Origin of the sequence: Neptuniibacter sp. QD57_21, assembly GCF_047778075.1 — a bacterium.
GTDB lineage: Bacteria > Pseudomonadota > Gammaproteobacteria > Pseudomonadales > Balneatricaceae > Neptuniibacter.
The window spans coordinates 207,793-230,277 of the sequence record NZ_CP180549.1; the positions used below are offsets into that span (position 1 = coordinate 207,793).

General features: G+C 46.3%; 17 protein-coding genes. 12 read left to right on the forward strand and 5 right to left on the reverse strand.

Features of this window, described 5'->3' with window-relative positions:
• Window positions 1-13: 13 nt before the first annotated feature.
• A complete protein-coding gene (locus ACMXYS_RS00870; protein ID WP_415897326.1) occupies window positions 14-5,023 on the forward strand; it encodes a DUF6701 domain-containing protein in 5,010 nt (1,669 codons plus the stop codon).
• A gap of 64 nt (window positions 5,024-5,087) precedes the next feature.
• Here ACMXYS_RS00870 and ACMXYS_RS00875 read toward each other — a convergent pair whose 3' ends face one another.
• Window positions 5,088-5,336 (reverse strand): YfhL family 4Fe-4S dicluster ferredoxin, encoded by a 249-nt coding sequence (locus ACMXYS_RS00875; RefSeq protein ID WP_415886549.1) that lies wholly within the window; start codon window positions 5,334-5,336, stop codon window positions 5,088-5,090.
• 30 nt (window positions 5,337-5,366) lie between these two features.
• Window positions 5,367-5,846 (reverse strand): pantetheine-phosphate adenylyltransferase, encoded by a 480-nt coding sequence (coaD, locus tag ACMXYS_RS00880; RefSeq protein ID WP_415886550.1) that lies wholly within the window; start codon window positions 5,844-5,846, stop codon window positions 5,367-5,369.
• 199 nt (window positions 5,847-6,045) lie between these two features.
• Here coaD and ACMXYS_RS00885 point away from each other — a divergent pair, with 199 nt between their 5' ends.
• Window positions 6,046-7,299, forward strand: a complete 1,254-nt coding sequence (locus tag ACMXYS_RS00885) for a M48 family metallopeptidase (protein WP_415883117.1) — start codon at window positions 6,046-6,048, stop codon at window positions 7,297-7,299.
• Between the two features lie 8 nt (window positions 7,300-7,307).
• Here ACMXYS_RS00885 and rsmD read toward each other — a convergent pair whose 3' ends face one another.
• Window positions 7,308-7,922, reverse strand: a complete 615-nt coding sequence (gene rsmD / locus ACMXYS_RS00890) for a 16S rRNA (guanine(966)-N(2))-methyltransferase RsmD (protein WP_415883118.1) — start codon at window positions 7,920-7,922, stop codon at window positions 7,308-7,310.
• A gap of 10 nt (window positions 7,923-7,932) precedes the next feature.
• Window positions 7,933-9,126 carry a hypothetical protein gene (locus ACMXYS_RS00895; RefSeq protein WP_415897327.1) on the reverse strand — a complete coding sequence of 398 codons (1,194 nt, stop codon included), beginning with the start codon at window positions 9,124-9,126 and terminating at the stop codon, window positions 7,933-7,935.
• 114 nt (window positions 9,127-9,240) lie between these two features.
• Here ACMXYS_RS00895 and ACMXYS_RS00900 point away from each other — a divergent pair, with 114 nt between their 5' ends.
• The 10 genes from ACMXYS_RS00900 (at window position 9,241) to ACMXYS_RS00945 (ending at window position 18,615) form a co-directional block, all read left to right on the forward strand.
• A complete protein-coding gene (locus ACMXYS_RS00900; RefSeq protein WP_415883120.1) occupies window positions 9,241-9,375 on the forward strand; it encodes a hypothetical protein in 135 nt (44 codons plus the stop codon).
• A gap of 62 nt (window positions 9,376-9,437) precedes the next feature.
• Window positions 9,438-10,781 carry a signal recognition particle-docking protein FtsY gene (ftsY, locus tag ACMXYS_RS00905; protein ID WP_415883121.1) on the forward strand — a complete coding sequence of 448 codons (1,344 nt, stop codon included), beginning with the start codon at window positions 9,438-9,440 and terminating at the stop codon, window positions 10,779-10,781.
• A 19-nt stretch (window positions 10,782-10,800) separates the two neighbouring features.
• On the forward strand, window positions 10,801-11,460 hold the full coding sequence (gene ftsE / locus ACMXYS_RS00910) for a cell division ATP-binding protein FtsE (protein ID WP_415883122.1): 660 nt from the start codon (window positions 10,801-10,803) through the stop codon (window positions 11,458-11,460).
• Window positions 11,453-12,484 carry a permease-like cell division protein FtsX gene (ftsX, locus tag ACMXYS_RS00915; RefSeq protein ID WP_415883123.1) on the forward strand — a complete coding sequence of 344 codons (1,032 nt, stop codon included), beginning with the start codon at window positions 11,453-11,455 and terminating at the stop codon, window positions 12,482-12,484. The genes ftsE and ftsX overlap by 8 nt, the downstream gene beginning before the upstream one ends.
• A gap of 150 nt (window positions 12,485-12,634) precedes the next feature.
• Complete coding sequence (rpoH, locus tag ACMXYS_RS00920; protein ID WP_415897328.1) at window positions 12,635-13,489, forward strand: RNA polymerase sigma factor RpoH; 855 nt, start codon at window positions 12,635-12,637, stop codon at window positions 13,487-13,489.
• Window positions 13,490-13,601: 112 nt separating this feature from the next.
• Window positions 13,602-13,982 carry a DUF423 domain-containing protein gene (locus ACMXYS_RS00925; protein WP_415883125.1) on the forward strand — a complete coding sequence of 127 codons (381 nt, stop codon included), beginning with the start codon at window positions 13,602-13,604 and terminating at the stop codon, window positions 13,980-13,982.
• A gap of 4 nt (window positions 13,983-13,986) precedes the next feature.
• Window positions 13,987-14,187, forward strand: coding sequence for a sulfur carrier protein ThiS (gene thiS / locus ACMXYS_RS00930; RefSeq protein ID WP_415883126.1), 201 nt, complete (start codon window positions 13,987-13,989; stop codon window positions 14,185-14,187).
• Between the two features lie 59 nt (window positions 14,188-14,246).
• Window positions 14,247-15,041: a thiazole synthase gene (locus ACMXYS_RS00935; protein ID WP_415883127.1), complete on the forward strand. Its 795-nt coding sequence runs from the start codon at window positions 14,247-14,249 to the stop codon at window positions 15,039-15,041.
• Between the two features lie 93 nt (window positions 15,042-15,134).
• Window positions 15,135-15,866: a tRNA (guanosine(46)-N7)-methyltransferase TrmB gene (trmB, locus tag ACMXYS_RS00940; protein WP_415897329.1), complete on the forward strand. Its 732-nt coding sequence runs from the start codon at window positions 15,135-15,137 to the stop codon at window positions 15,864-15,866.
• Window positions 15,867-16,116: 250 nt separating this feature from the next.
• Entirely contained in the window at window positions 16,117-18,615 is a 2,499-nt protein-coding gene (locus ACMXYS_RS00945) for an EAL domain-containing protein (RefSeq protein ID WP_415897330.1), read from the forward strand.
• A gap of 125 nt (window positions 18,616-18,740) precedes the next feature.
• Here the strand turns inward: ACMXYS_RS00945 and putA are convergent, their stop codons facing one another.
• Window positions 18,741-22,361 carry a bifunctional proline dehydrogenase/L-glutamate gamma-semialdehyde dehydrogenase PutA gene (gene putA, locus ACMXYS_RS00950; RefSeq protein ID WP_415897331.1) on the reverse strand — a complete coding sequence of 1,207 codons (3,621 nt, stop codon included), beginning with the start codon at window positions 22,359-22,361 and terminating at the stop codon, window positions 18,741-18,743.
• Between the last annotated feature and the right edge of the window lie 124 nt (window positions 22,362-22,485).

Below are 22,485 nucleotides of genomic sequence, written 5' to 3' on the forward strand. Positions count from 1 at the left end.
TTTGGGGGAGCTGATGCATAGGATCAACGATGGGATGGGCTGCAGCGTTTGTGCTGTTTTCACTGCATTGTTAATGCTGTTCTCATTCAGTGTCTCTGCTGCCACAGTTACTTATGACTTTAGCTCTGGTAGCCATATCTCTCTTCGGGGCGATAATGGCTCGTTAACATCGACTAGTGGTTTAAGTTCATTTTTAGGATCTGGAATTAACGCAAATGACTTTTCTTATGAATATCAGTGGGCAAACAGTGGGGGCAACTATGCAAAAATGCTCTATCAGTTTGCAGTTAGCGAAAGTGCAACTGATTTAAGCAGAATAACAGCTACTTGGAGTGGTCGCGGGGCCAATTCTCGAAGTGGATATTCTGGGGCGGTCCTCTATATTCGTAATTTCTCTTCAGGGAACTTTGAATCCTTAGCATCGACTTCTTCTTCAGGTTTTACAACTCTGGCGGGTTCAGTTTCTTCCAATTTATCCGATTATGTAAGTAGTAACGAGATACATATTCTGTCGGTGAACAGGTGGCCCAGACAAAATGGAGGTCACTCAGCTCGACATGACACGAACTACATCAAAATTGATCTGGAAACTTTAGATGATACTCCCATCCCTGATCCTGAAATAGAATTTCGGATGGATGAACTTCAATGGCAAGGAAACGCCAATGAAGTGGTCGACAATACCGGGAATAATCATGACGGTCAGGCTCAGGGTGGGGCCATTACAGTCTCAGATGGTGCCGTTTGTCGTTCCGGAAGTTTTGATGGTGCTGATGATTTCGTAGAAGCCATTGATCTGTCAGCTCTGCGAGGAACAGCTAGTCTGAGTTTTTGGATTAAAACTAATCAGTTAGGTAGTTCAACGGATTATCTCGCGCCGGGTGTAACGGGTATAGAGATTAGTGGCAGTACAGACGATATTTTCTGGGGCTGGTTGGACCTTTCTGGGAATATCGGTATTAGTATTGGCGATGATAGTACTTCTAAATCCTCATCATCAATCAATGATGGTACTTGGCGTCATGTTGTTCTAACTAGAGATGCTAATACAGGCGCTTATCAGATCTTTATTGATGGGGCTTTAAATGCGACTGGCACGATTGCTTCAGGGATTATTTCAAATACCTTTAATAGTATCGGCCGTATTGAAGACAATGGTGGTAGCCCAGAGTATTTCTCTGGTCAGTTAGATGAGGTCTTAGTTTACGATCAGGTATTAACTCAGACACACGTTACTCAAATCTATACTAATCAGTTAGCAGGCAACAACTGGGATGGTTCAACTCGAACCTGTCCATCTTCTGGACCCTTAACACCTGTAGCTGAATTCAGATTTGATGAAACTAGCTGGGATGGAAGCCTTAATGAAGTTGCAGACTCTTCAGGGAGTTATCATGGTGAGGCATTTGGTGGTATCCAGCCGGTCTCGGGGAAAATATGTAATGCTGCTGATCTGACTGCAACAGAAACAACGGATTACGTAAGGGTTGATGGTGATCTTTTTGCCAATCAGGGCGATTTTACGATATCCACATGGGTGAATACCGCTAATACTAATAATCAATCTTTAATCTCTGGCGCCAATTCATCTTCCTTTAATGAGTTGATCTTTTGGTTCAATAGCAGCACAAATTTTGAACCACATTTAAACAATGTCAATAATGGCTCTGTTTCAGTTTCTAATTTTGCTACCAGTAGTTGGCGGCATTTGGTCTGGACCCGATCAGGCAATCAAAACTGTTTATACATTGATAAAGTCTTACAGGGTTGCAGGACTTTAGGAATTGATAATATCACCATAGCAAGCAACGGATTGATTTTAGGGCAAGAGCAAGATTCGCTTGGTGGTGGCTTTGTTGCCAGTCAGGCTTTCAATGGCTTGATGGACGAGGTACTTTTTTTTGATGAGGCGCTTTCCAGCTCAGACGTGGCAAGTATTTATGATCTTCAGGATGCAGGGAAAAATTTAGATGGCTCTGATCGAAGTTGCCCAATTGTAGAACTAGCTCCTGTGGCTGATTGGCGGTTTGATGAAGCAAGCTGGAGTGGTGTGGATGATATTTTAGATGTCAGTGGTAACGATTATCACGGTACGGCGTTTAATGCTTCACCAACCGATGATGCTCAGCTGTGTAATGCTGTTGACCTAAGTGCAAACAGTGCAACGGATTACCTTTCTATGCATAAAGGCGCAATGGATGGATTGTTAGATTTTACGGTGATTGTTTGGGCTAAATCGACTTCTTCGGATGACTCCACTATTTTGTCTGTGGCCAGTGCTGATAGCAGTTTAGGTGCAAATGAGGCTGTTTTTTATTTTGATAATAATGACCAGTTTTGGCCAACTATCACTGCATCGCCATTCCAGACTAATACGAGGTTATCTGCTACTTCCACAATGCGCGATGGTGATTGGCATCAGCTTGCTTGGACACGTAAGGCATCTACAGCACAAAGCTGTTTCTTTATCGACGGTGCTAGTCAAGGCTGTGTAACTCATACGGATGGTGATGATAACAGCCCGATAGATGTGATGACTGGCGGTTTAATCATTGGCCAGGATCAGGATAGTTTGGGTGGCGGCTTTGATATAAGTCAGGACTGGGAAGGACTGTTGGATGAATTCCTAATATTTGATAGCGTCTTAAGTCAGAGTAAAATCGCTCAAATTCGCACAAATATCATGAATTCCAATAACTGGGATGGTACTCCACGTAGCTGTGGAGCATCGATTGACCACTACTCGATTACCCATGACCAAAGTGGTGTCACCTGCTTAATCGAAAACATTACCATTTCAGCTCATGATAGTTCTCATAGTGCGGTAGATGCCGGTAGTGCTGCTATGACGATCTCTGCTACCTCAGGTAAAGGCAACTGGTTGGGTGCCGTGAGTGGGACATCGGCATTTGATAATGGTAGTTCTGATAATGGCGTAGCCACATTTACCTTTGCTTCGGGAGAACAAACGGCTGTGCTTCAGTTTGCTCACCCAATATTAAGTGGCACGAGTGAAACCTTCGGTTTCAACGTAACAGATGGCTCCATTACTGAGAATAGTGGTAGTTGGATTGCAGCTGACGACCCTAATATTACCTATACCCTTGCGGGGTTTCGTTTTATTGATGGCGCAGGTGTAGAAACCATACCGACTCAGATTGCAGGTAAAGCATCGGATGCTGGTTTTGGTGCGGCTAGTCTTTATCTTCAGGCGGTTGAAGCAACGACTGCAGACCCGAGTGTGTGTCAGGCGGCCTTCCCAAATGGTACGACTTTATCGATTAATCTGGTAGCTCAATGTAACAACCCAACTTCGTGTGTTTCGGGGCGTACTTTTAACGTTAAAAGTGGCAGTAACCCCGAGGTAGACCTCAATTCAGGTACACCGGAAACATTCAAATCTGTTGATATGACATTCGATACTGAGTCTAAAGCACCGGTCCGTCTTAACTACAATGATGCAGGTGAAATGCAGTTACAGGCGAGTTATACCGTGCCAGATACTGGAGCGGTCATGACAGGTAATTCGAATCTCTTTGTTGTACGTCCATTTGGGTTTGGTTTCCCTAGTATCTCTTCTTCTGGTGGTACAAATCCGAGTGGAGATGAAACCGGGCCAGATAGCTCCTCTGGCTTTGCCGCTGCAGATGAGCCGTTTGATGTTGAAGTTAATGCTTACCTCTATGATGCTGCTGAGGATACCAATAATGATGGTATTCCCGATGCAATAGATACTGATGGCAATACGCTGCTGGACACAAGCGGTACCGATAATATTGCGGATCTGACTGATAATGGTATTACGCCAAACTTTACCGGATCTGTAACTATATTTGCAGATACAACATTCTTTACGCCAAATACGGGGGCTGGGCAGTTAGGTAATTTCAGCGGTGGTACTGCAACTATCTCGCTCGGAACTTCAAATGGTTCTGCTGTAGGTCTGAAATATGATGAAGTTGGGAGTATCCAGCTTAAGGGGTCGATGAGTGATTATATTCAGTCGGGAGTGGATATAGGGAGTGAATACCGCAAGGTTGGCCGTTTCTATCCAGATCACTTCGTTCTAACTGAATCAGCTGTGCAGGAACAATGTACTCCGTTTACCTATATGCAACAGCCGTTCTCAGCCCTTGAATACAAGATTGAAGCACGTTCTGCTGATGGTGAGCTGACCGAAAACTATGACCTTGCGCTTTATAGCAATACTGCAGTATTGGAGTTAAGCGCGGAGGATAGCGACGATGGTAATGAATTAAGCTCGCGTCTCACGACGCCTATGTCGTTAAGTGGTTGGACTGAGGGTGTAATTGATAGAACGACAGTAAGCTCAACTGCTATTACTGATCTGACCTTCCAGCGCCAAGGTGGTTCTGCCGGGTTAGAAGATGGTCCCTATACCCAGCTGCAGTTAGGTGTGTCGATTACGTCTGAATTAGATAATCGTAACTTCACTTCCTCAGCATTGAATATCGATCCCGATCTAGCAGGTGATTGTACTGGGAGCTGCACAGGCGTAGCGCTAGGGAGTGCTACGGAACTGCGATATGGCCGCGTTATCCTGCAATCCGCTCATGGTCCAGAAACTGAGGATCTCCCCGTGCCATTTGAACTTCAGTATTGGGATGGTACAGCGTTTGTTCGCAATACAGATGATAGTTGTACCGTCATCCCATTGGCGAGTATTAGCTATAACGGTAATTTAATCAGCAGTGTGGAAGCCGATCGAACGGTTACCGTTGGTGATGGTAGTACAGTAGGTAATTTAAATATCGACGCTACAAATGCTGATGCAGTATCGGGTGACTTTAGCCTGATTTTTACGGCTCCAGGTGCAGGCATAGGCGGCAATGATAATACCGGTTACTTCCCTGTGGGTCTGTCTTCGATCGATAATTGGTTAAGATACGATTGGGATCAGGACGGTAATGCTAACGACAGCAGTGTGCCCGATGCGATTATTACATTCGGCCGTGCCCGCGGTAATGATCGAATGATCTTCTGGCAGGAGCGTTATCAATAGGTCTGAATTTTAGGCAATAAAAAAGCAGGCTAATGCCTGCTTTTTTTAATTCTGAATACTGGTCTTATGAACCAGTCAGAGCCTTATATTTTTCCATAAGCTCTGCTTCAGTTTCTTCGTGATCTGGATCTTTAGGGATACAGTCAACTGGGCAAACTTCAACACACTGAGGAGTATCGTAGTGGCCTACGCACTCAGTACATTTGGATGGTTCAATCTCATAAATTTCGTCACCCGGAGTGATGGCCTCGTTCGGACATTCCGGCTCACATACGTCACAGTTGATACATTCGTCAGTAATGATCAATGCCATGATGACTACCTCACTGTCATAAAAGTAAATTTACAGGCGCTGGTGCTCAATCAGGGCCTTGGACACCGACGGATGAACAAATTTGCTTACATCACCGCCCAAGCTGGAGATCTCTCTGATCAGCGTGGAGGAGACGAAAGATAAATGTTCCGCTGGTGTTAAAAATATACTTTCTACGTTCGGTGCTAGATGTCGGTTCATCGCTGCGAGTTGAAACTCGTACTCAAAATCCGAAACTGCGCGCAATCCACGTAGAATAATATTTGCGTTCTGTTGCTCTAGTAATTCTGCTAGTAGACAATCAAAGCCGACAATTTCAACATTGTCGAGGTGCGCAGTTACCTCGGCTACCAAAGCTACTCGAGTTTCTAATTCCAGCAGTGGTCGCTTCTTAGGGCTTTCGGCGATAGCAACAACAACTTTATCGAAAAGTTTAGATGCACGCTCAATTAGATCCGAATGACCATTGGTGATTGGATCGAATGTTCCTGGGTATACGGCTGTATTCATATCTGGTTCACAGCAGTTGATGTCTAATTAGTGCCTATCTTGTGTAGGCCTAATAAAATAGCAGTTTAGCAAGTGCGGCATATTATCTGAATTGCACGGGCGGTACAAATACTATAATGGAATGGTTTGATTTATATCGGTTATAAGAAATTTGTTTTTTATTACCAATAACTATATGGGTTTTAAGGGTATTACGAAGATGTCTTGGTTGCGTATTTTTGCTGTATTCGCGTTTGTTCTTGGACTAGCGGGTTGTCAGACCTTACAAAAGGTGGATCGGGGGCTTTATCAAGTCGCTGAATCTGTTAGTGAAAAAGATAGGGTTACAGGGCAGCGCAGCTTAAGTATGGCCAATCGCTCGGCTCAGATTCAGCAGGGTAACGCCTATGTTGAGAAAATTATTGCGAATGAGAATAAGCACAAAAGACCCGTAAATGCGGCAGTAAGCCGTAGTCAGTACTTGCGCTTAGTTCGTATTTTTGACCGTATTCATCAGATCTCTCATCTGAAAAATGAGCGTTGGGAACCAATTCTGATCAAACGCGACTCTTTTAATGCGTTTACGACAGGGGGTACTTACATAGTTGTGCACTCTAAGTTGATGACAGATCTTAAAGACGATGCTGAACTGGCTGCGGTTGTTGCCCATGAGATCGCACATACTGTGGCGAACCACGTGTATGAGCGCCAGACACATGCTCAGATCAGTGCATTAGCGGGTTCGAATTCCGCGCGTCGTAGTGGTTACAAAGCTGCTTTTACCCATGAAAGTGAGCGTGAGGCTGATCGTATCGGCATCTTGTACACCGCATTAGCCGGGTATGATCCCCTCGCCGCTAGCCGTATTTGGCAGAGAAAATATGCTGCGGAGGGTAATGCTCGATCCCTGTTCCATCATGATCACCCTGTAAACGCCGAACGCTATAAAGAGGCTTATAAAGTCGGTAAGGCTGTAATGCCTTATTACCGCAAAGGCCAGATTAACCCTCGCTCAGCTCAGTTGTTGGATAATAATGTGCTGTGGCGCAAAAATAGCAATGAGGTAGCTGCAGGTGACGGTGGTGGTGTCGCTGCGCTTTTATCTACGGCGTTAGGGGCTTATGTGCAGCATCAGGAAGCGAAAGTAGAGGAGCGTCGTCAGCAGGATCAAGCGCGTTTTGTAAAAGCGGTACAGAACGGTTTAAAGCTAGAGTCATCCCGTAAAGCTGGTAATCATGTCCTAGAAACTCGCTGGCGTTATGCAGTGAAAGGGCCGGTTCTAAAAGATATGGTGATGGGAATGTACCTAAAACGGAATGGCAAGATCGAGCGTTATGTTGATCACGTTAAAGGTTATATCAAACCGGGACAGGTATTTGCTGCCCGCTTTGAATTCCCGAAAGATCTACATGTGAATGATCTGAAAGAATATGAAGCGAGCTTCTATCTAGACGACGTCCAGCCAGCTTATTAACTCACTGGCTAGCTATTACGCATATACAAACGGTAGGTCACTTGGCCTGCCGTTTTTTGTCTATGCTCATGCCAGTGGCTAGGTACCTGTGGGTTATGTAGTTCTGACTCGCTTTCAACGTAAATAAGAGCGTTTTCTGATAATAGGTTGTGCGCTTCCAGTAATTCGCAGCACGGCGCGATAAGATCCTGGCGGAAAGGCGGATCTAGGAACACAAGGTCGTAGCGCTGCTCGCAATCAGTTTTTCGGCTTTGTAGCCACTCAAGCACATTGGCTTGAACGACTTCGGCATTCTGACACTTTAAAAACTGGATATTGTCTTTCAGCTTTCTAGATGTGGTTGGGTTCAGATCGATAAACGTCATACTCGCGGCACCGCGAGATAGGGCTTCCAGCCCAAGGGCGCCACTACCACTAAATAGGTCTAAGCATTGCGCGCCCGGCACTGAGGATTGAATCCAATTAAATAAGGTTTCTCTCACTCTGTCCGGTGTAGGGCGTAAACCATCGACGGCAAAAAACTCTATCTTTCGGCCACGCCATTCGCCACCGATAATACGTAGCTGCGAACGGGGGATATCTGTCTTATTCGCCTGTTTGCGAGGAGGGTTGCGACGGCCCATGGTCTTTCCTTTAAAGCGAGGGGGATTGAAGGATACTGATTTGTTTATCTGCCTGTAAGGCTTTACGAGCGAGTTCGATCACTTGATCAGTATCTTGATCTAAAACCTGCTCCGCATAGGTCTCTAATGTGTCTTCCGGCAAACGGTAGAACGCAATCAGATTGAGCGCCTGCACTTGGTTAGCGATATCGCGCATATTGTCATGCCATTGAGAAGCTAGGTTCTGCTGGCTTTTTCCTACTAGATCTTCGGTAATCATCTGGCTTAACTGGGGTAATACTGGACCTGGGTTTTGTACACCATCAATAATCAGCGCACGGTAACCGGTATCACTCAAAGCGGCCCAAAGCATACGGAAGTTCAGATTGTACTGTGTCTGTTGTTGGCTCAGCAGGTCTTGAAGTACTTGTGCACTTAACCTCTCTTGTACAAAATCTTTTGAGTCGCGAGCAGGAATGAGCGTACCAACCAGTAAGCGAAAACGTTGATCCGTACTTTCACCTTGCTGGATGAATTGAGGACTGGCAGTAATCAGCGCTGCGCTTTGATCGCTTTGCTGTTGCGGAAGGCTCTCTTCAACTGCTGAAACGAGATCTTCAGCCCCTTCACCGCTCAATGCAAAGCGTGGATTTTCGAACATGACATTAAAGCTGCGACTTAGGTTACCCAAAACCGTCATACGATTGCTTGGCTGTAAGCGCTCATAAAAGTGATTAATGATCTGCTGTTCGCTGTTTTGACCATCTAGATATTGGCGCGCCTGAATAGTTTTCAGTTGATCCTGCCAGCGGGCGCTCTCGACCGGTTGACTTAGCGCACTCCAGATCGATTTCAGGTTAGGTAATTCTTGCGTTGATGACCAGCGAAGCGTAACTTCGATGCGGTCTTGGCGTGGCAGTACATGATAGCTATAAGTCGGGTTAGCCAGTGCATTTAAGCGCTGTTGTAAAATCTGACTTTGAAGCTGCTGCAGTTGGCGCTGAGTCGAGTTAAAAGCTGGGCGTGTAGGTAGCAGTAAAACCAGCGTAATAGGCTGGTCATCTAACTCCATCCAGCTGAGAGTTCTTGCCTCATTTGACTCGATCTCATGGTATTTGACTGCCCCTGGTCCCATAGATGAAAGGATCATAATGGCGATCAAACTGAACCATACGAGGCCGATCAAATATTTACGATTAAACAAGGGACGGTATTCATTTGTCATAAGGGTAGTCTCTGTACCAAATCACTGTGATAAGATACCAGACTTTGTGGGTGGACTGCTGGATTTTATTGGCCATTATCACCCAAATAATATGCCGTATGAGAACGGAAAATCATGCTGAGTTTACAAAAATGGTTTGTTACCGAAGGCTGGAATACTGATTACATAGCTTACGCAGGTGTTGTGATCACCGCATTAGTGCTTGCGGGAATCTATCGCTATTTGAGTAGCGACGACTCAGCTGAATAAATTAAGTGCAGAATTATATCAACCAGTGGCCGAATCATGTGGCGGCTGTATGAGGAAGTTAAATGTTTAAGAAATTAAAATCCATGTTCGGTGGTAAGCCTGCAGAAGAAGAAAATCTGCAGACTCAGGAACAGGATGTTGAGAAGGTTGAAGTCGAGGCCGCAGTGCCTGCGCCTGAACAGCCTGTTGCTGCTGAACCTGCCGTGGCCCCTCAAGAATCAGAGCCTGTAACTGTTAAAGAAGAAGTTCAGGAAGAGGCTCCGGTTGAGCAGCCTCTTGCAGAAGCAGCCGTTGAAACTGCTGAAGTTGTTGAGCCTGCACAAGAATTACAACCAGTGGAAGAAACGCCGCAAACTGTTGTGGAAGCGGAGCCAGAAACGCCAACAGCTGAGCCCGTAGTTGAAGTGGCTGTAGAACCTCAGGCAGAGCCAGAAGTGGAAGCACCAGTTCCAGCGCCTGTAGAAAAGCCTGTTGAAGAGAAACAAGAGAAAAAAGGTTTCTTCTCACGTATTAAATCGGGTTTGAGCAAGACCAAGGCGAACCTAACGGAGCAGTTGGGTAACCTTTTCCTTGGTGCGAAAGAGATCGATGATGATCTGTTAGAAGAGATCGAAACCCTTCTATTGATGGCTGATGTTGGTGTTGAAGCGACATCTGACATTATTCAGCGTCTAACCGATAAGGTAGAACGTAAACAGCTAGGCGATGCGCAAGCATTACAAGTGGCACTTAAAGAGGAGCTTGCAAGCCTGCTACACCGTTCTGAAGAGCCGCTAAAAGTAGAATGTAATAACAAGCCTTACGTTATCCTGATGGTAGGGGTAAACGGCGTCGGTAAAACAACTACGATTGGTAAGTTGGCGAAACGTTTCCAGAGCGAAGGTAAGTCAGTGATGCTAGCTGCAGGTGATACGTTCCGTGCGGCGGCTGTTGAGCAATTGCAAGTATGGGGTGAGCGCAACGATGTTCCTGTTGTGGCACAGCACACCGGTGCAGACTCTGCATCTGTTATTTACGATGCGGTGCAATCTGCTCAGGCTAAAGGCGTTGATGTATTGATCGCCGATACTGCTGGTCGTCTGCAGAATAAAGACAACCTCATGCAAGAGCTGGAAAAAGTTGTCCGTGTAACGCAGAAGTTATCACCAGAAGCGCCGCATGAAGTGATGTTGGTCCTTGATGCCGGTACGGGTCAGAATGCATTGAGCCAAGCAAAGATCTTTAAAGACAGTGTTGGCGTGACAGGCATCTCCCTAACTAAGCTGGATGGCACTGCCAAAGGCGGCGTGATCTTCGCTATCGCTAAACAGATGGATCTGCCGATCCGCTTTATTGGTGTTGGCGAGCAGATTGATGATCTTCGTCCATTCAAATCTCAGGAATTTGTAGACGCGCTATTTGATTAAGTCGTGAAAGGAATTCCGCATGATTCAGTTTGAGAATGTCAGCAAACGTTACCCTGAAGGGCACGATGCGCTTAGAGACGTAAACTTCACGCTACAACGTGGTGAGATGGCGTTTCTAACCGGTCATTCGGGCGCAGGTAAAAGTACGTTACTCAAACTGATCATGTTGATGGAGCGCCCTACTCGAGGTTGCGTTTCCATAGCACAACAGGATTTAGCGCAGTTTAGTCGCGAAGATATTCCCTACCACCGCCGTCGTATCGGTGTAGTATTCCAGAATCATCAGCTTCTCTTTGATCGCACTGTATTTGAAAATGTCGCGTTGCCGTTACATATCTCCGGTTACGATGAGGAAGATACAGGGCGACGTGTAAGAGCTGCCTTGGATAAGGTTGGCTTGCTGCATAAAGAGAAGTTTAATCCGATTGCTTTGTCTACCGGTGAGCAGCAGCGTATTGGTATTGCCCGTGCGATCGTACACAAACCGCAATTGCTGCTGGCCGATGAGCCGACCGGTAACCTAGACCCGACGCTATCTGCTGAGATCATGAGTCTGTTTATGGAGTTTAACCGCCATGGCACGACCGTTTTGATCGCCAGTCACGATTTGTCTTTGATCTCACGTATGGGCCATCGTACCTTGATTTTGGATCAGGGGAGGTTGCTACGCGATGGCTAATCGAGAACCGAAAAGACGCGGTGCCGTTCGACAAGAACGACCCTTAGAAACTGCAGCTCCGGCACCTGCTCAATCCAAAGGTGCTGCTCGTCATAAGATCGACTTTGTTGCTCAGGCAAAAAGCTGGTTACGTCACAATAAAAAGACGGCGCAAGATTCACTGAAGCGCTTAAAAGCGACGCCTTTACCGAGCTTAATGACGTTAGCGGTATTGGCGATTGCCTTAGCGTTGCCGGGTGTCATGTTCGTTGGTTTGAAGAATATCAATCATCTGAGCGGCCAGTGGCAGGGTGACCCGCGCATCTCTATCTATCTGAAAACTTCGGTTGCTGATGAAGCTGCCGAACGCTTTAGTCAAAACATGCTGCTGCGATCAGATCTAGCCGCTGTCGAATTGGTGACTAAAGAGCAGGGCTTACTGGAGTTTCAGCGGATGTCGGAGTTTGCTGAAATCTTAAGCTTTCTTGATAGCAATCCACTGCCTGCGGTTGTTGTGGTTCAGCCCATAGACAATCAGAAACAAGCGTTAATAAAGCTGCAACAGACTTTATCGGAAATGCCTGAAGTCGATGATGTAGTGTTGGATATGATTTGGGTTGAGCGTTTAGCCTCGTTTGTTGAACTCGCTAACCGTGTTGTCCTGGTTCTAGGTGCGCTGTTGGCGTTGTCTGTCTTGCTGGTGGTGGGTAACACGATCCGTCTGTCGATAGAAAACCGCAAAGATGAGATTCAGGTCGCAAAATTAGTCGGTGCGACCGATTCTTGGGTGAAGCGCCCCTTTATCTATACCGGTTTCTGGTTTGGTCTTTTAGGCGCTGCCTTGGCTTGGTTGTTTGTGATGATCAGCCTACTACTTCTGAATGAGCCTGTTGGGCAGCTAGCGGCACTATATCAAAGCGATTTTGAGCTTCAGGGCTTAGGTTTTTCAGATAGCCTTATTCTGTTGTTGTCTGGAATCTTGCTTGGTTTAGTTGGTGCAAAACTCGCGGTAAGTCGTCACCTTCGCGACATTGAGCCGCAATAACCTGTCATTTAAACGTCATATTTGCGTTTTATCTTATTCCTCGTTATATTTTTCGGTCCCGCTTTTTAGGAAGCGGGATTTTGTTGGAACTTTTGTACTATAAACAAGTCATATCTGCGGTGTTTAAAGCAGAATGATACGAGGTCATTAATGGGCACAAGCTTACAAGTTGTTGAAAACCTTTCTCCTGGTCAGAACCTGGATGCGTACGTACAGACTGTTACGGCGATTCCTGTGCTGAGCGTTGAAGAGGAACGTTCTCTGGCTGAGCGCCTACACTTTGATGGTGACGTAGAAGCTGCACGTCAGATGGTTATGTCTCACCTTCGTTTTGTTGTACATGTTGCTAAAACGTATTCTGGTTACGGTCTGCCTCTAGGCGATCTAATTCAGGAAGGTAACGTTGGCCTGATGAAGGCTGTTAAACGCTTTGACCCAACTATGGGTGTACGTCTGGTTTCTTTCGCCGTGCACTGGGTAAAAGCTGAGATGCATGAATTTATTCTGCGTAACTGGCGTATTGTGAAAGTTGCAACGACCAAAGCGCAGCGCAAGTTGTTTTTCAATCTGCGTTCGAAAAAGAAAGGCCTTGGTTGGATGACCAACGATGAGGTTGATCTAATCGCAGAAGATCTAGGCGTAGAAGCTAAGACAGTACGTCAGATGGAAGGTCGTATGGCCTCTGTTGATACTGCATTTGATGCGCCGGAAGGTGCAGATGACGAGCAAGCTGCTTGGGCACCTGCTCACTACCTAGAAGATAAAAGCGCAGATCCATCGCTACAGGTGGAAGATGCTAACTGGGAACAGGATGCACAGCGTCGTTTAATGTCGGCTATGTCTGAGTTGGACGAGCGTAGTAAAGATATCTTGGCGCGTCGTTGGTTAACGGATGATAAAGCTACTTTGCACGAGCTAGCAGCAGAGTACGACGTATCCGCTGAGCGTATTCGTCAGTTAGAAAAGAATGCGATGAAGAAGATTCGAGTCTCCATGGAAGCGTAATTCGTTTTCTGGAGTAAAAAAGCCGCTTTTAAGCGGTTTTTTTATGCCAGCAGTATTCGGCAAGGCCGTAGCAAATTCGGTATAATCCGAACTCGTTTTAACAGAGTTCATCATGAATACATATCCACTGCTTTTTATTGCGTCCATTTTCGGCTTTTTAGCTGTGGCTATCGGCGCATTTGGTGCACATGCAGTTAAAGGTTCGATCGAGCCTTCCCTTTATGTTGTGTATCAGACCGGTGTGGAATATCACCTTTATCACGCGCTGGCGTTGCTGGTTTTGGCATTCGCGCCAGAACGTTTAGACCTGAAAGTGATTAAGCGCGCGGCGGTTGGATTTGTGATTGGAATTCTGTTGTTTTCAGGCAGCTTGTACTTAATGGCGTTAACTGGGATGCGGTCATTAGGTATGGTTACACCGCTAGGTGGAGTTGCGTTCCTTTGCGGGTGGGCGTTGCTGGGGTATGCAGCGCTGACTTCAGGTAGGAGATAGATCAATGCAGGTTCAGGTAAATGGTGAGATGCTGCAGTTGCAGGATGGTATCACCCTGACAAGTTTGGTTGAGCAGTTAGAGTTAGGCGAAAAGCGAATCGCGATTGAGCTTAATCTTGAAATTATTCCGCGCAGCCAGCATGCTGAGACGGTTTTAAAAGAATCAGACCGTGTTGAAATTGTTCATGCCATTGGTGGCGGTTAATTTTAGCATTTGATGCAGTACAGCCAGAGTAAATAATAACGAGCATTTGGAATTACACCATGTCCCTAGAAAATGATCCGCTAGTAATCGCAGGCCAATCTTTTAACTCTCGTCTGCTAATCGGAACAGGTAAATATAAAGATCTGGAAGAGACCCGTTTGGCGATTGAAGCAAGTGGTGCTGAAATCGTTACCGTGGCTGTACGTCGTACTAATATTGGTCAGAATCCAGATGAGCCAAATCTGTTGGATGTGATCTCTCCAGAGAAATACACAATCCTTCCGAACACGGCGGGCTGCTTTAACGCTGATGATGCGATCCGTACTTGTAAGTTGGCGCGTGAGCTGATGGATGGTCATGATCTGGTTAAGCTAGAAGTATTGGGCGACCAGAAAACTCTATATCCAAATGTTGTTGAAACAATCAAAGCCGCAGATGTGCTGGTACGTGATGGTTTCAAAGTAATGGTTTACACCAGTGATGACCCAATCGTAGCGAAAGAGCTAGAAGATCTAGGCTGTGTATCTATCATGCCACTAGGTTCTATGATCGGTTCTGGTTTGGGCATTCTTAACCCACATAATATCAATGTTATTATGGAAGATTGCAAAGTACCGGTATTGGTTGATGCCGGTGTAGGTACTGCGTCAGAAGCAGCGGTAGCGATGGAAATGGGTTGTGAAGCGGTATTGATGAACTCGGCTATTGCCGGTGCTCAAAACCCTATTTTAATGGCTTCAGCTATGCGTAAAGCGGTTGAAGCTGGACGTGAAGCATTCTTGGCGGGCCGTATGCCACGTAAGAAATACGCGAGTGCTTCTTCGCCAATGGAAGGAACCATTGTTGGTAAATAATCGCCGCTAATTAACGGTGGTTTGGCTACACTTTCCGATACAGCCTGACGTCCCAATGTCAGGCTGTTTTGTTTTACTTAGTTAGGTCAGATGATGACAGAAGAAAATAACATCGAGCAGCAAAACCCTGAGCAGGCTTCTGAAGAGAGGCACATGCGTACTGTAAAAAGCTTTGTCTTACGTGCTGGGCGTATGACCGAAGGTCAGCAGAAAGCGATGGAAGATGTATGGCCGCAAATGGGGCTGGAGCTGAAACAGGGGATGTTAGATCTAGCTGAGGTATTTAATCGCGATGCCCCGGTTGTACTTGAGATCGGTTTTGGCATGGGCGATTCACTGGTTGAAATGGCAAAAGATCAGCCAGAGAAAAACTACATCGGTATCGAAGTACATCGCCCAGGTGTAGGTCGTATCCTAAGCAATGCAGAGCGTGAAGGCTTAGGCAACATCCGCGTATTCTGCGATGATGCAATTGAAGTGTTGGCGCAGTGTATTCCAGATGGCAGCTTGGATTGCATTCAGCTGTTCTTCCCTGATCCATGGCACAAAAAGCGTCACCACAAGCGCCGCATCGTTCAACCTGAGTTTGCTCAGACATTACGTAAGAAGCTGAAAGTGGGTGGTGTTTTCCATATGGCTACCGATTGGGAAAATTACGCTGAACACATGATGGAAGTGATGAGCGCGGCTGAAGGCTATCAGAACGTTGCAGGTGACGGAGAATACTCTCCACAGCCAAAGTGGCGTCCAGTCACTAAGTTCCAAAAACGTGGCGAACGTTTAGGTCATGGTGTTTGGGATCTTATGTTTGAAAAGCTAAGCTAATAAGACTGATTTTTCGGGCTTTCCGGGGAGGAATCTCTTTCCTCCCTGTTTTATTCTCTCTATTTTATCTGTCTTAAAAACCGATTTTTATCGGGGCCAACCTTAGGTCCTGCTGCGAGTTTTTTCTGTTTATTTGACTCGGGTCAATATCATAGAACCTTATTATTCATGTGGTTTTATTGTTCGAATTTTATTCAGTAATATTGCTCTTCTGACATAAAGCAGAGTTAGTAAGTTCGTAATGACCAGTATGCCATACCCCCAGAAACACCTTTTGGTGCGTCAAGTCGCGCAGCAACAGTTAGTAGTGTGTTCTGAAGATACAAAGGTATCTACGGCGGTAGGGTTAATGGCTAAACATGGCATCGGCTGTGTAGTTGTTTGCGAAGGAAACCGGCCGGTTGGCATTATCACCCGCAGAGATATTATGCGGATCACGGTGTCAGGGACGGACTTGGAGCAGAGCGATGTATCTACCTGCATGTCTTCACCTGTCAGCACGGTTGTAACGACCACAACTATTGATGAAGCGGGTTTGCGTTTTATTGCAGAAGGCTTCCGTCATTTAGTTGTTGTCGATGAAAGCAATCAGCTTTTCGGCATCCTTTCTGAGACGGATGTGGTTAATAGCCAGGGGGTGGAACATGATCTGTTTTTACGCTCAGTTTCAGAAATTATAAGTAAAGATGCGTTGATCATTCCTGAACACGAAACGGTTCGTTTGGCTGTAGAGCGTTTGGAAACGACAGGTCATAGTGCTGCATTGATCTGCAAAGGTAAGGATATTGTAGGCATTCTTACCGAAAATGATCTGATGTTGAGTGTGGCGGAGGGTGATTTAGATCTACCTTTGAAAGATTTTGCTTCCGCCAATTTGGTAGCTGTTGAAGCTGATCTCAGCCTTTATAACGCCCGCAAAGTATTCCGGCAGCACAGTTTTCATCACCTCGGTGTTAAGCGCCATGATGGTGAGATTATTGGTTTGATCTCCTATAGCGATATTCTGCGCAATGTTGAGATGGATTATGTCTATCGCTTAAAAGAATTATTGAATGAGCGTGATCAGGCGTTAGCTTTATCCCAACACAATCTGAAGTTGGCAGATAAAGTTATAAGCGCTTCGATGGAAGCGATCGTAGTGACCGATCTGGAAGCTAAAATCCAGCGGGTAAACCCTGCCTTCACTGATATTACAGGATATGAAGACTGGGAAGTATTGGGCAAAAATACCAATATTTTAAGTTCTGGTCGCCATGATAAGAAGTTCTATCAGGATATGTGGGCTTCATTACAGAGCAAAGGACAGTGGCAGGGTGAGATCTGGAATAAACGTAAAAATGGTACCGTTTATCCCGAATGGCTGACCATTACGGCTGTGGAAAATGATGCAGGAGAGATTTGTCAGTATGCTTCCATTTTCTCTGATCTAACAGAAATTAAGAGATCGGAAGCTCGTATTAAGCGTTTAGCTTATTTTGATGAATTAACTCGCCTTCCAAATAGGAAGATGTTTAATGACAGGCTTAACTTATCCCTTGGATATGCGCAGGAGCATAGCCATCAAGTTGCTTTAGCTTTCGTTGATTTAGACTTCTTTCAGAGGGTAAATGACCGCTTTGGTCTCGAAGCGGGTGATCAGGTATTGCGTGAGGTGGGTCGTAGAATCGAGTCAATTTTAGAGGAGGGCGATACCGTTGCCCGTTTTGGTGGTGACTCCTTTAATATGATCCTTACTGATGTTGATGATAATACTGCGGTAAGTGAATTTTTAAATCGCCTTCTATCTACGATCAATCAACCCATATTAGTGTCTGGTACGGAGATCAATCTGACTGTCAGCGTCGGGGTGAGTTTCTTCCCTACAGATGCAACAAAGCCTGAAGATCTGTTTCAGTGTGCCGAAGTTGCCGTTAAACAGGCGAAAGATTTTGGTCGCAATAGCTATCGATTCTTCTCCTCTGAACAGCACCAGTTGGTGAAATCACGTTATCGCATGGCAAATGATCTGCACCGAGCTATCGAAGCAGAACAGTTTGAACTGTATTACCAGCCCAAGGTAACAGCATCAGATCGCCAACTCGTTGGCGTCGAAGCATTAATTCGCTGGAATCACCCTGAACAAGGCTTTATTCCCCCTGATGAATTTATTCCACTTGCTGAGGATTTAGGCGTTATCGATCAAATCGGCTATTTCGTTTTGAGAGAGGCGGTTCGTCAGTGTTCTAGCTGGTGGAAGCTGGGGTATGAAGTTCCTGTCGCAATCAATGTGTCTGCTAAGCAGATGCAGCGCCGAGATATAGCAGAAGAAATTTTAGAGGTTCTGGAAGAGTTCCAGTTGCCATCTAGATTGTTGTCGGTAGAGCTTACGGAAACCAGTTTCTTGCATTGCCTAGAAGAGACTCGCGTAGCAATCAATATATTGAGAACAGCAGGCGTCCGTATTGCCATTGATGACTTTGGTACCGGTTATTCCAGTCTTAGCTATATCCGTAATATGTCTCTGGATGTGCTGAAAATAGACCGTAGTTTCTTGGTTAATATTGAGGACTCAGAAGTCGATTTAAGCATAGTGGCATCTATTATCGATATGAGCCAGGCCATAGGGCTTGAAGTGGTTGCCGAAGGGATAGAAACGGAGACCCAGTTTGGTCTATTGCGAGAGCTCAATTGTGACCAGATTCAGGGTTACTTAATCTCAAGGCCGATGCCCGCTGATACATTTGTCGATTGGTATCGAAGCCAAGCTTAATAATTCATTTTTTAGAATGAAAAGCCCCCGGGGCTGAATGGCGGTAGCCCCGGGGTAAAGGTCTTCGAATTTTGCCCATGAATCAAAAAACGAAGTAAGTGGAAAGGTACTTGCTAAAGCCGGTCTTAGCCGGCCGTAGCGATTAGGCTGGCATTACCGCCAGCGGCTGTAGTATCGATGCACAGATGGCGTTCCATGACGAAACGTTCTGGTTGATCCAGTTCTGTAATCATTGGCAGCAACGCGCCTTCGCGAGCGGCGAGTGCCAGACGAATCTCTTTTAGGACTTCAGTGCTGGCATTGCAGCAGATCGCAGCGAATCCATCAGTTTCGGTGATGGCTTCAGCGGACAATTGACCCACTATGCCTTCTACTGGCAGTTCAGCTTCAGCACACTGTTTCAGTAGATCAGCGATGCCTTGAGCAATAATGACTACCGCATTGCCTTGCATGAGTGCCGTTGCTGCCTGGTTCTTAGCGCTTTCTGCATCGGGACCTAGGCAAAGCACAATACCGCGCCCAGTTTCGGATAGAAGGTTTAACTCGCCTGTTGGTCCTGGCATCTCTGTAGTTTCAGCGCTATGGCCTTGCAGTTTAAATGCCTGTTCAGCAAAGACGTTAGCAAGTTGTTCCTCGGAAACCTTAGCTTCAGTAGAAGCTGTTTGATCCAGTTGTTGGATCATCTTGTTCAGCGTTTCAGAGTTAATAGTCTGGCCTGCTGGCGCTTCTGTGCTATTGCTAATATTTGAGCGAGTGAAACGTTTAACGTAGTGTGGACCACCTGCCTTAGGGCCAGTACCGGATAGGCCTTCACCGCCGAATGGTTGTGAGCCGACAATCGCACCAATCTGGTTACGGTTCACGTAGATGTTGCCTACCTTAACTTTGTTGATAATGCGCTCAACACGGTTATCCACGCGGGTGTGTAGGCCAAAGGTTAGACCGTAGCCTTTACTGTTAATCGATTCGACTACCTGATCTAGATCTTTTGCTGCAAACGTTGCGACATGTAGAACAGGACCAAAGATCTCTTCATCAATCTCCTCAATACCGTTCACTTTCAGTACTGCTGGCGCGACAAAAGTACCGTCTGTTGGAGCAGGGAGTTTCTTAAGTATCTGGCCTTTTGCGGCAAATTTTGCACAGTGTTCATCAATCTTAGCTTTAGCGTTACTATCGATAACCGGGCCAACATCGGTGCTTAGAAGCCAAGGGTTACCAAGGCGTAGTTCATCCATAGCGCCAAACAACATCTCTAGTAGGTTATCAGCAATATCTTCTTGTACATAAAGTACCCGTAGAGCAGAGCAGCGCTGACCTGCACTCTGGAACGATGACATCAGAACATCGCGTACCACCTGTTCTGGCAGGGCTGTAGAATCAACGATCATTGCGTTCATACCACCGGTTTCAGCTACTAGAGGAGCCTCCGGAGCCATGTTTTTCGCCATCACCTTATTGATGCGCTGTGCAGTTAATGTTGAGCCTGTAAAGCACACTGCAGCGATGCGTGGATCAGAGGTCAGTGGCGCGCCGACATTGGTACCTGAGCCCGGTAATAGTTGGATAACATCTTCTGGAATACCGGCTTCATGCATCAGGGCAACAGCGCGGGCAGCCATTAATGGTGTTTGGTCAGCAGGCTTAGCGATGACGCTATTACCTGATGCGATGCCTGCTAAAACCTGACCAGCAAAAATAGCTAAAGGGAAGTTCCACGGGGATATACAGGTGATCACACCACGTGCTTCACTGCTCGCGTGTTTCTCGGCTTCATTTGCATAGTAACGGGCAAAGTCGACCGCTTCACGAATCTCGCCTACAGCATCAAGAAGTGTTTTACCTGCTTCACGGCTCGCCAGCGCAAACAGCTCAGGCGCATTGGCTTCTAATAGATCAGCGACACGGCGAAGGCAAGCGGCGCGTTCGCTAGCGTCAGTTTTTGACCAACGCTGGAAACCCAGCTCGGCAGAGGCAATCGCACTTTCAATATCTTCAGCATTAGCTTCAGTTACCAGGCCTACAAGATCTTCTGGGTTGGCAGGGTTACGAATTTCAGCCGTTTCAGAGCTGCTCGCATCGCCTGCAATCATCGGCTTTGCGTGCCATTGCGTGTTCTGGAAGGCCTCACGAGCCGGTTCTAGCTGCTCTAAGGTCACATGGTCAGTGATATCCCAGCCTTTGGCATTTAGACGCTTTTCACCAAAAATCATGGCAGGTTTGGCAATCATGTTGTTGCTGATTGCGTTATGGCTTTCCAGCACTTGGGTAAATGGATCGGTCGCGATCTCTTCAGGTGTAATGCGCTTATCGACAATCTGGTTTACAAAGGAACTGTTTGCGCCGTTCTCTAGCAAACGACGAACAAGGTAAGCCAGTAGATCGCGGTGTGCACCTACAGGCGCATAGATACGGCAGCGAGTATTGTTCGATTTCAACACTGTATCGTGCAGTGATTCACCCATGCCGTGTAGACGCTGAAACTCAAAGTTATCCACATCGTGTTTTTTCGCCATGAACAGAATCGCAGCCGCTGAATGGGCGTTATGCGTAGCGAACTGTGGATAGATGCGATCTGTCATCTGCATCAACTTTTCTGCACAACACATGTAAGACAGGTCAGAATTAACTTTACGGGTAAATACAGGGAAGCCATCCAGGCCTAGCACTTGTGCTCTTTTGATCTCCGCATCCCAGTAAGCGCCTTTTACCAAACGCACCATGATACGGCGATCTAGACGTTCAGCGGTTGCATACAGCCAGTCCAGAACATGCGCGGCACGTGGACCAAAAGCTTGTACCACAATACCGAAGCCATCCCAGTCTGCTAGGCGCTCATCTGCCAGAACCGCTTCGATCACATCAAGTGAAAGGTCGAGACGATCGGCTTCTTCGGCATCAATATTGAAGCCCATATTGGCATCTTTTGCCTGCAGGGCTAGCGTTAGGGTACGCTCTACTAATTCCTGCATAACACGGGCTTTTTGGCCAACTTCATAACGGGCATGCAGAGCTGATAGTTTTACAGATATGCCCGGGTTAAGGCGGATATCTTTGCTTTCACAAGCAGATGTCAGTTCACTGATCGCTTGTGAGTAAGCTTGGTGGTAACGGATTGCATCGGCATCAGTTCGGGCTGCTTCACCGAGCATATCATAGGAGTAGCTATAGCCTTGTTTCTCAAGCTTTGTTGCACGTTTAGTTGCTTCGTTGATGTCGCGACCAAGTACAAACTGGCGGCCTAGCTCTTTCATCGCTTGGGCAACGGCGGTACGTACAACCGGTTCACCAAGGCGTTTAATCATGCCTTTGACTGTGGAGCCGATGCTCTTCTTTTCATCTTCTTTAAGTAGCTTACCCGTGATGAGTAGCGCCCAAGTTGAGCTGTTTACTAATGAAGATGCCGATTGGCCTAAGTGGCCTTTCCAGTTACCGGATACCACTTTGTCTTCGATTAAAGCGTCGATGGTTAGGCTGTCTGGCACACGAAGTAGTGCTTCTGCCAAACACATCAGCGCGACACCTTCTTTGGTGGTCAGGCCGTATTCGGCAAGGAATTTTTCCATCATGGAAGGGGAGCTTTCAGATCGAACTTTGCGTACCAGATCTGCAGCATTGGCTGAAATAGCGCCGCGCTCTGTTTCGCTTAAACCTGAGTTATTAATCAAACCGTTGATAACGGCTGCTTCATCTGCCAGATAGTTATTACGAATAGCTGTACGGCATTGTTCGATTGTGATGCTCATAATCTTCCACCTCTTAAATCTATCGGGCTATTTTACAAGCGCTCAAATAGTCGATTTATCTATAAAAGTAGTTATGGAGGTTTGTTTCTCTTTATTTAGTTCTATTTGTGGATAATTTGGTGTG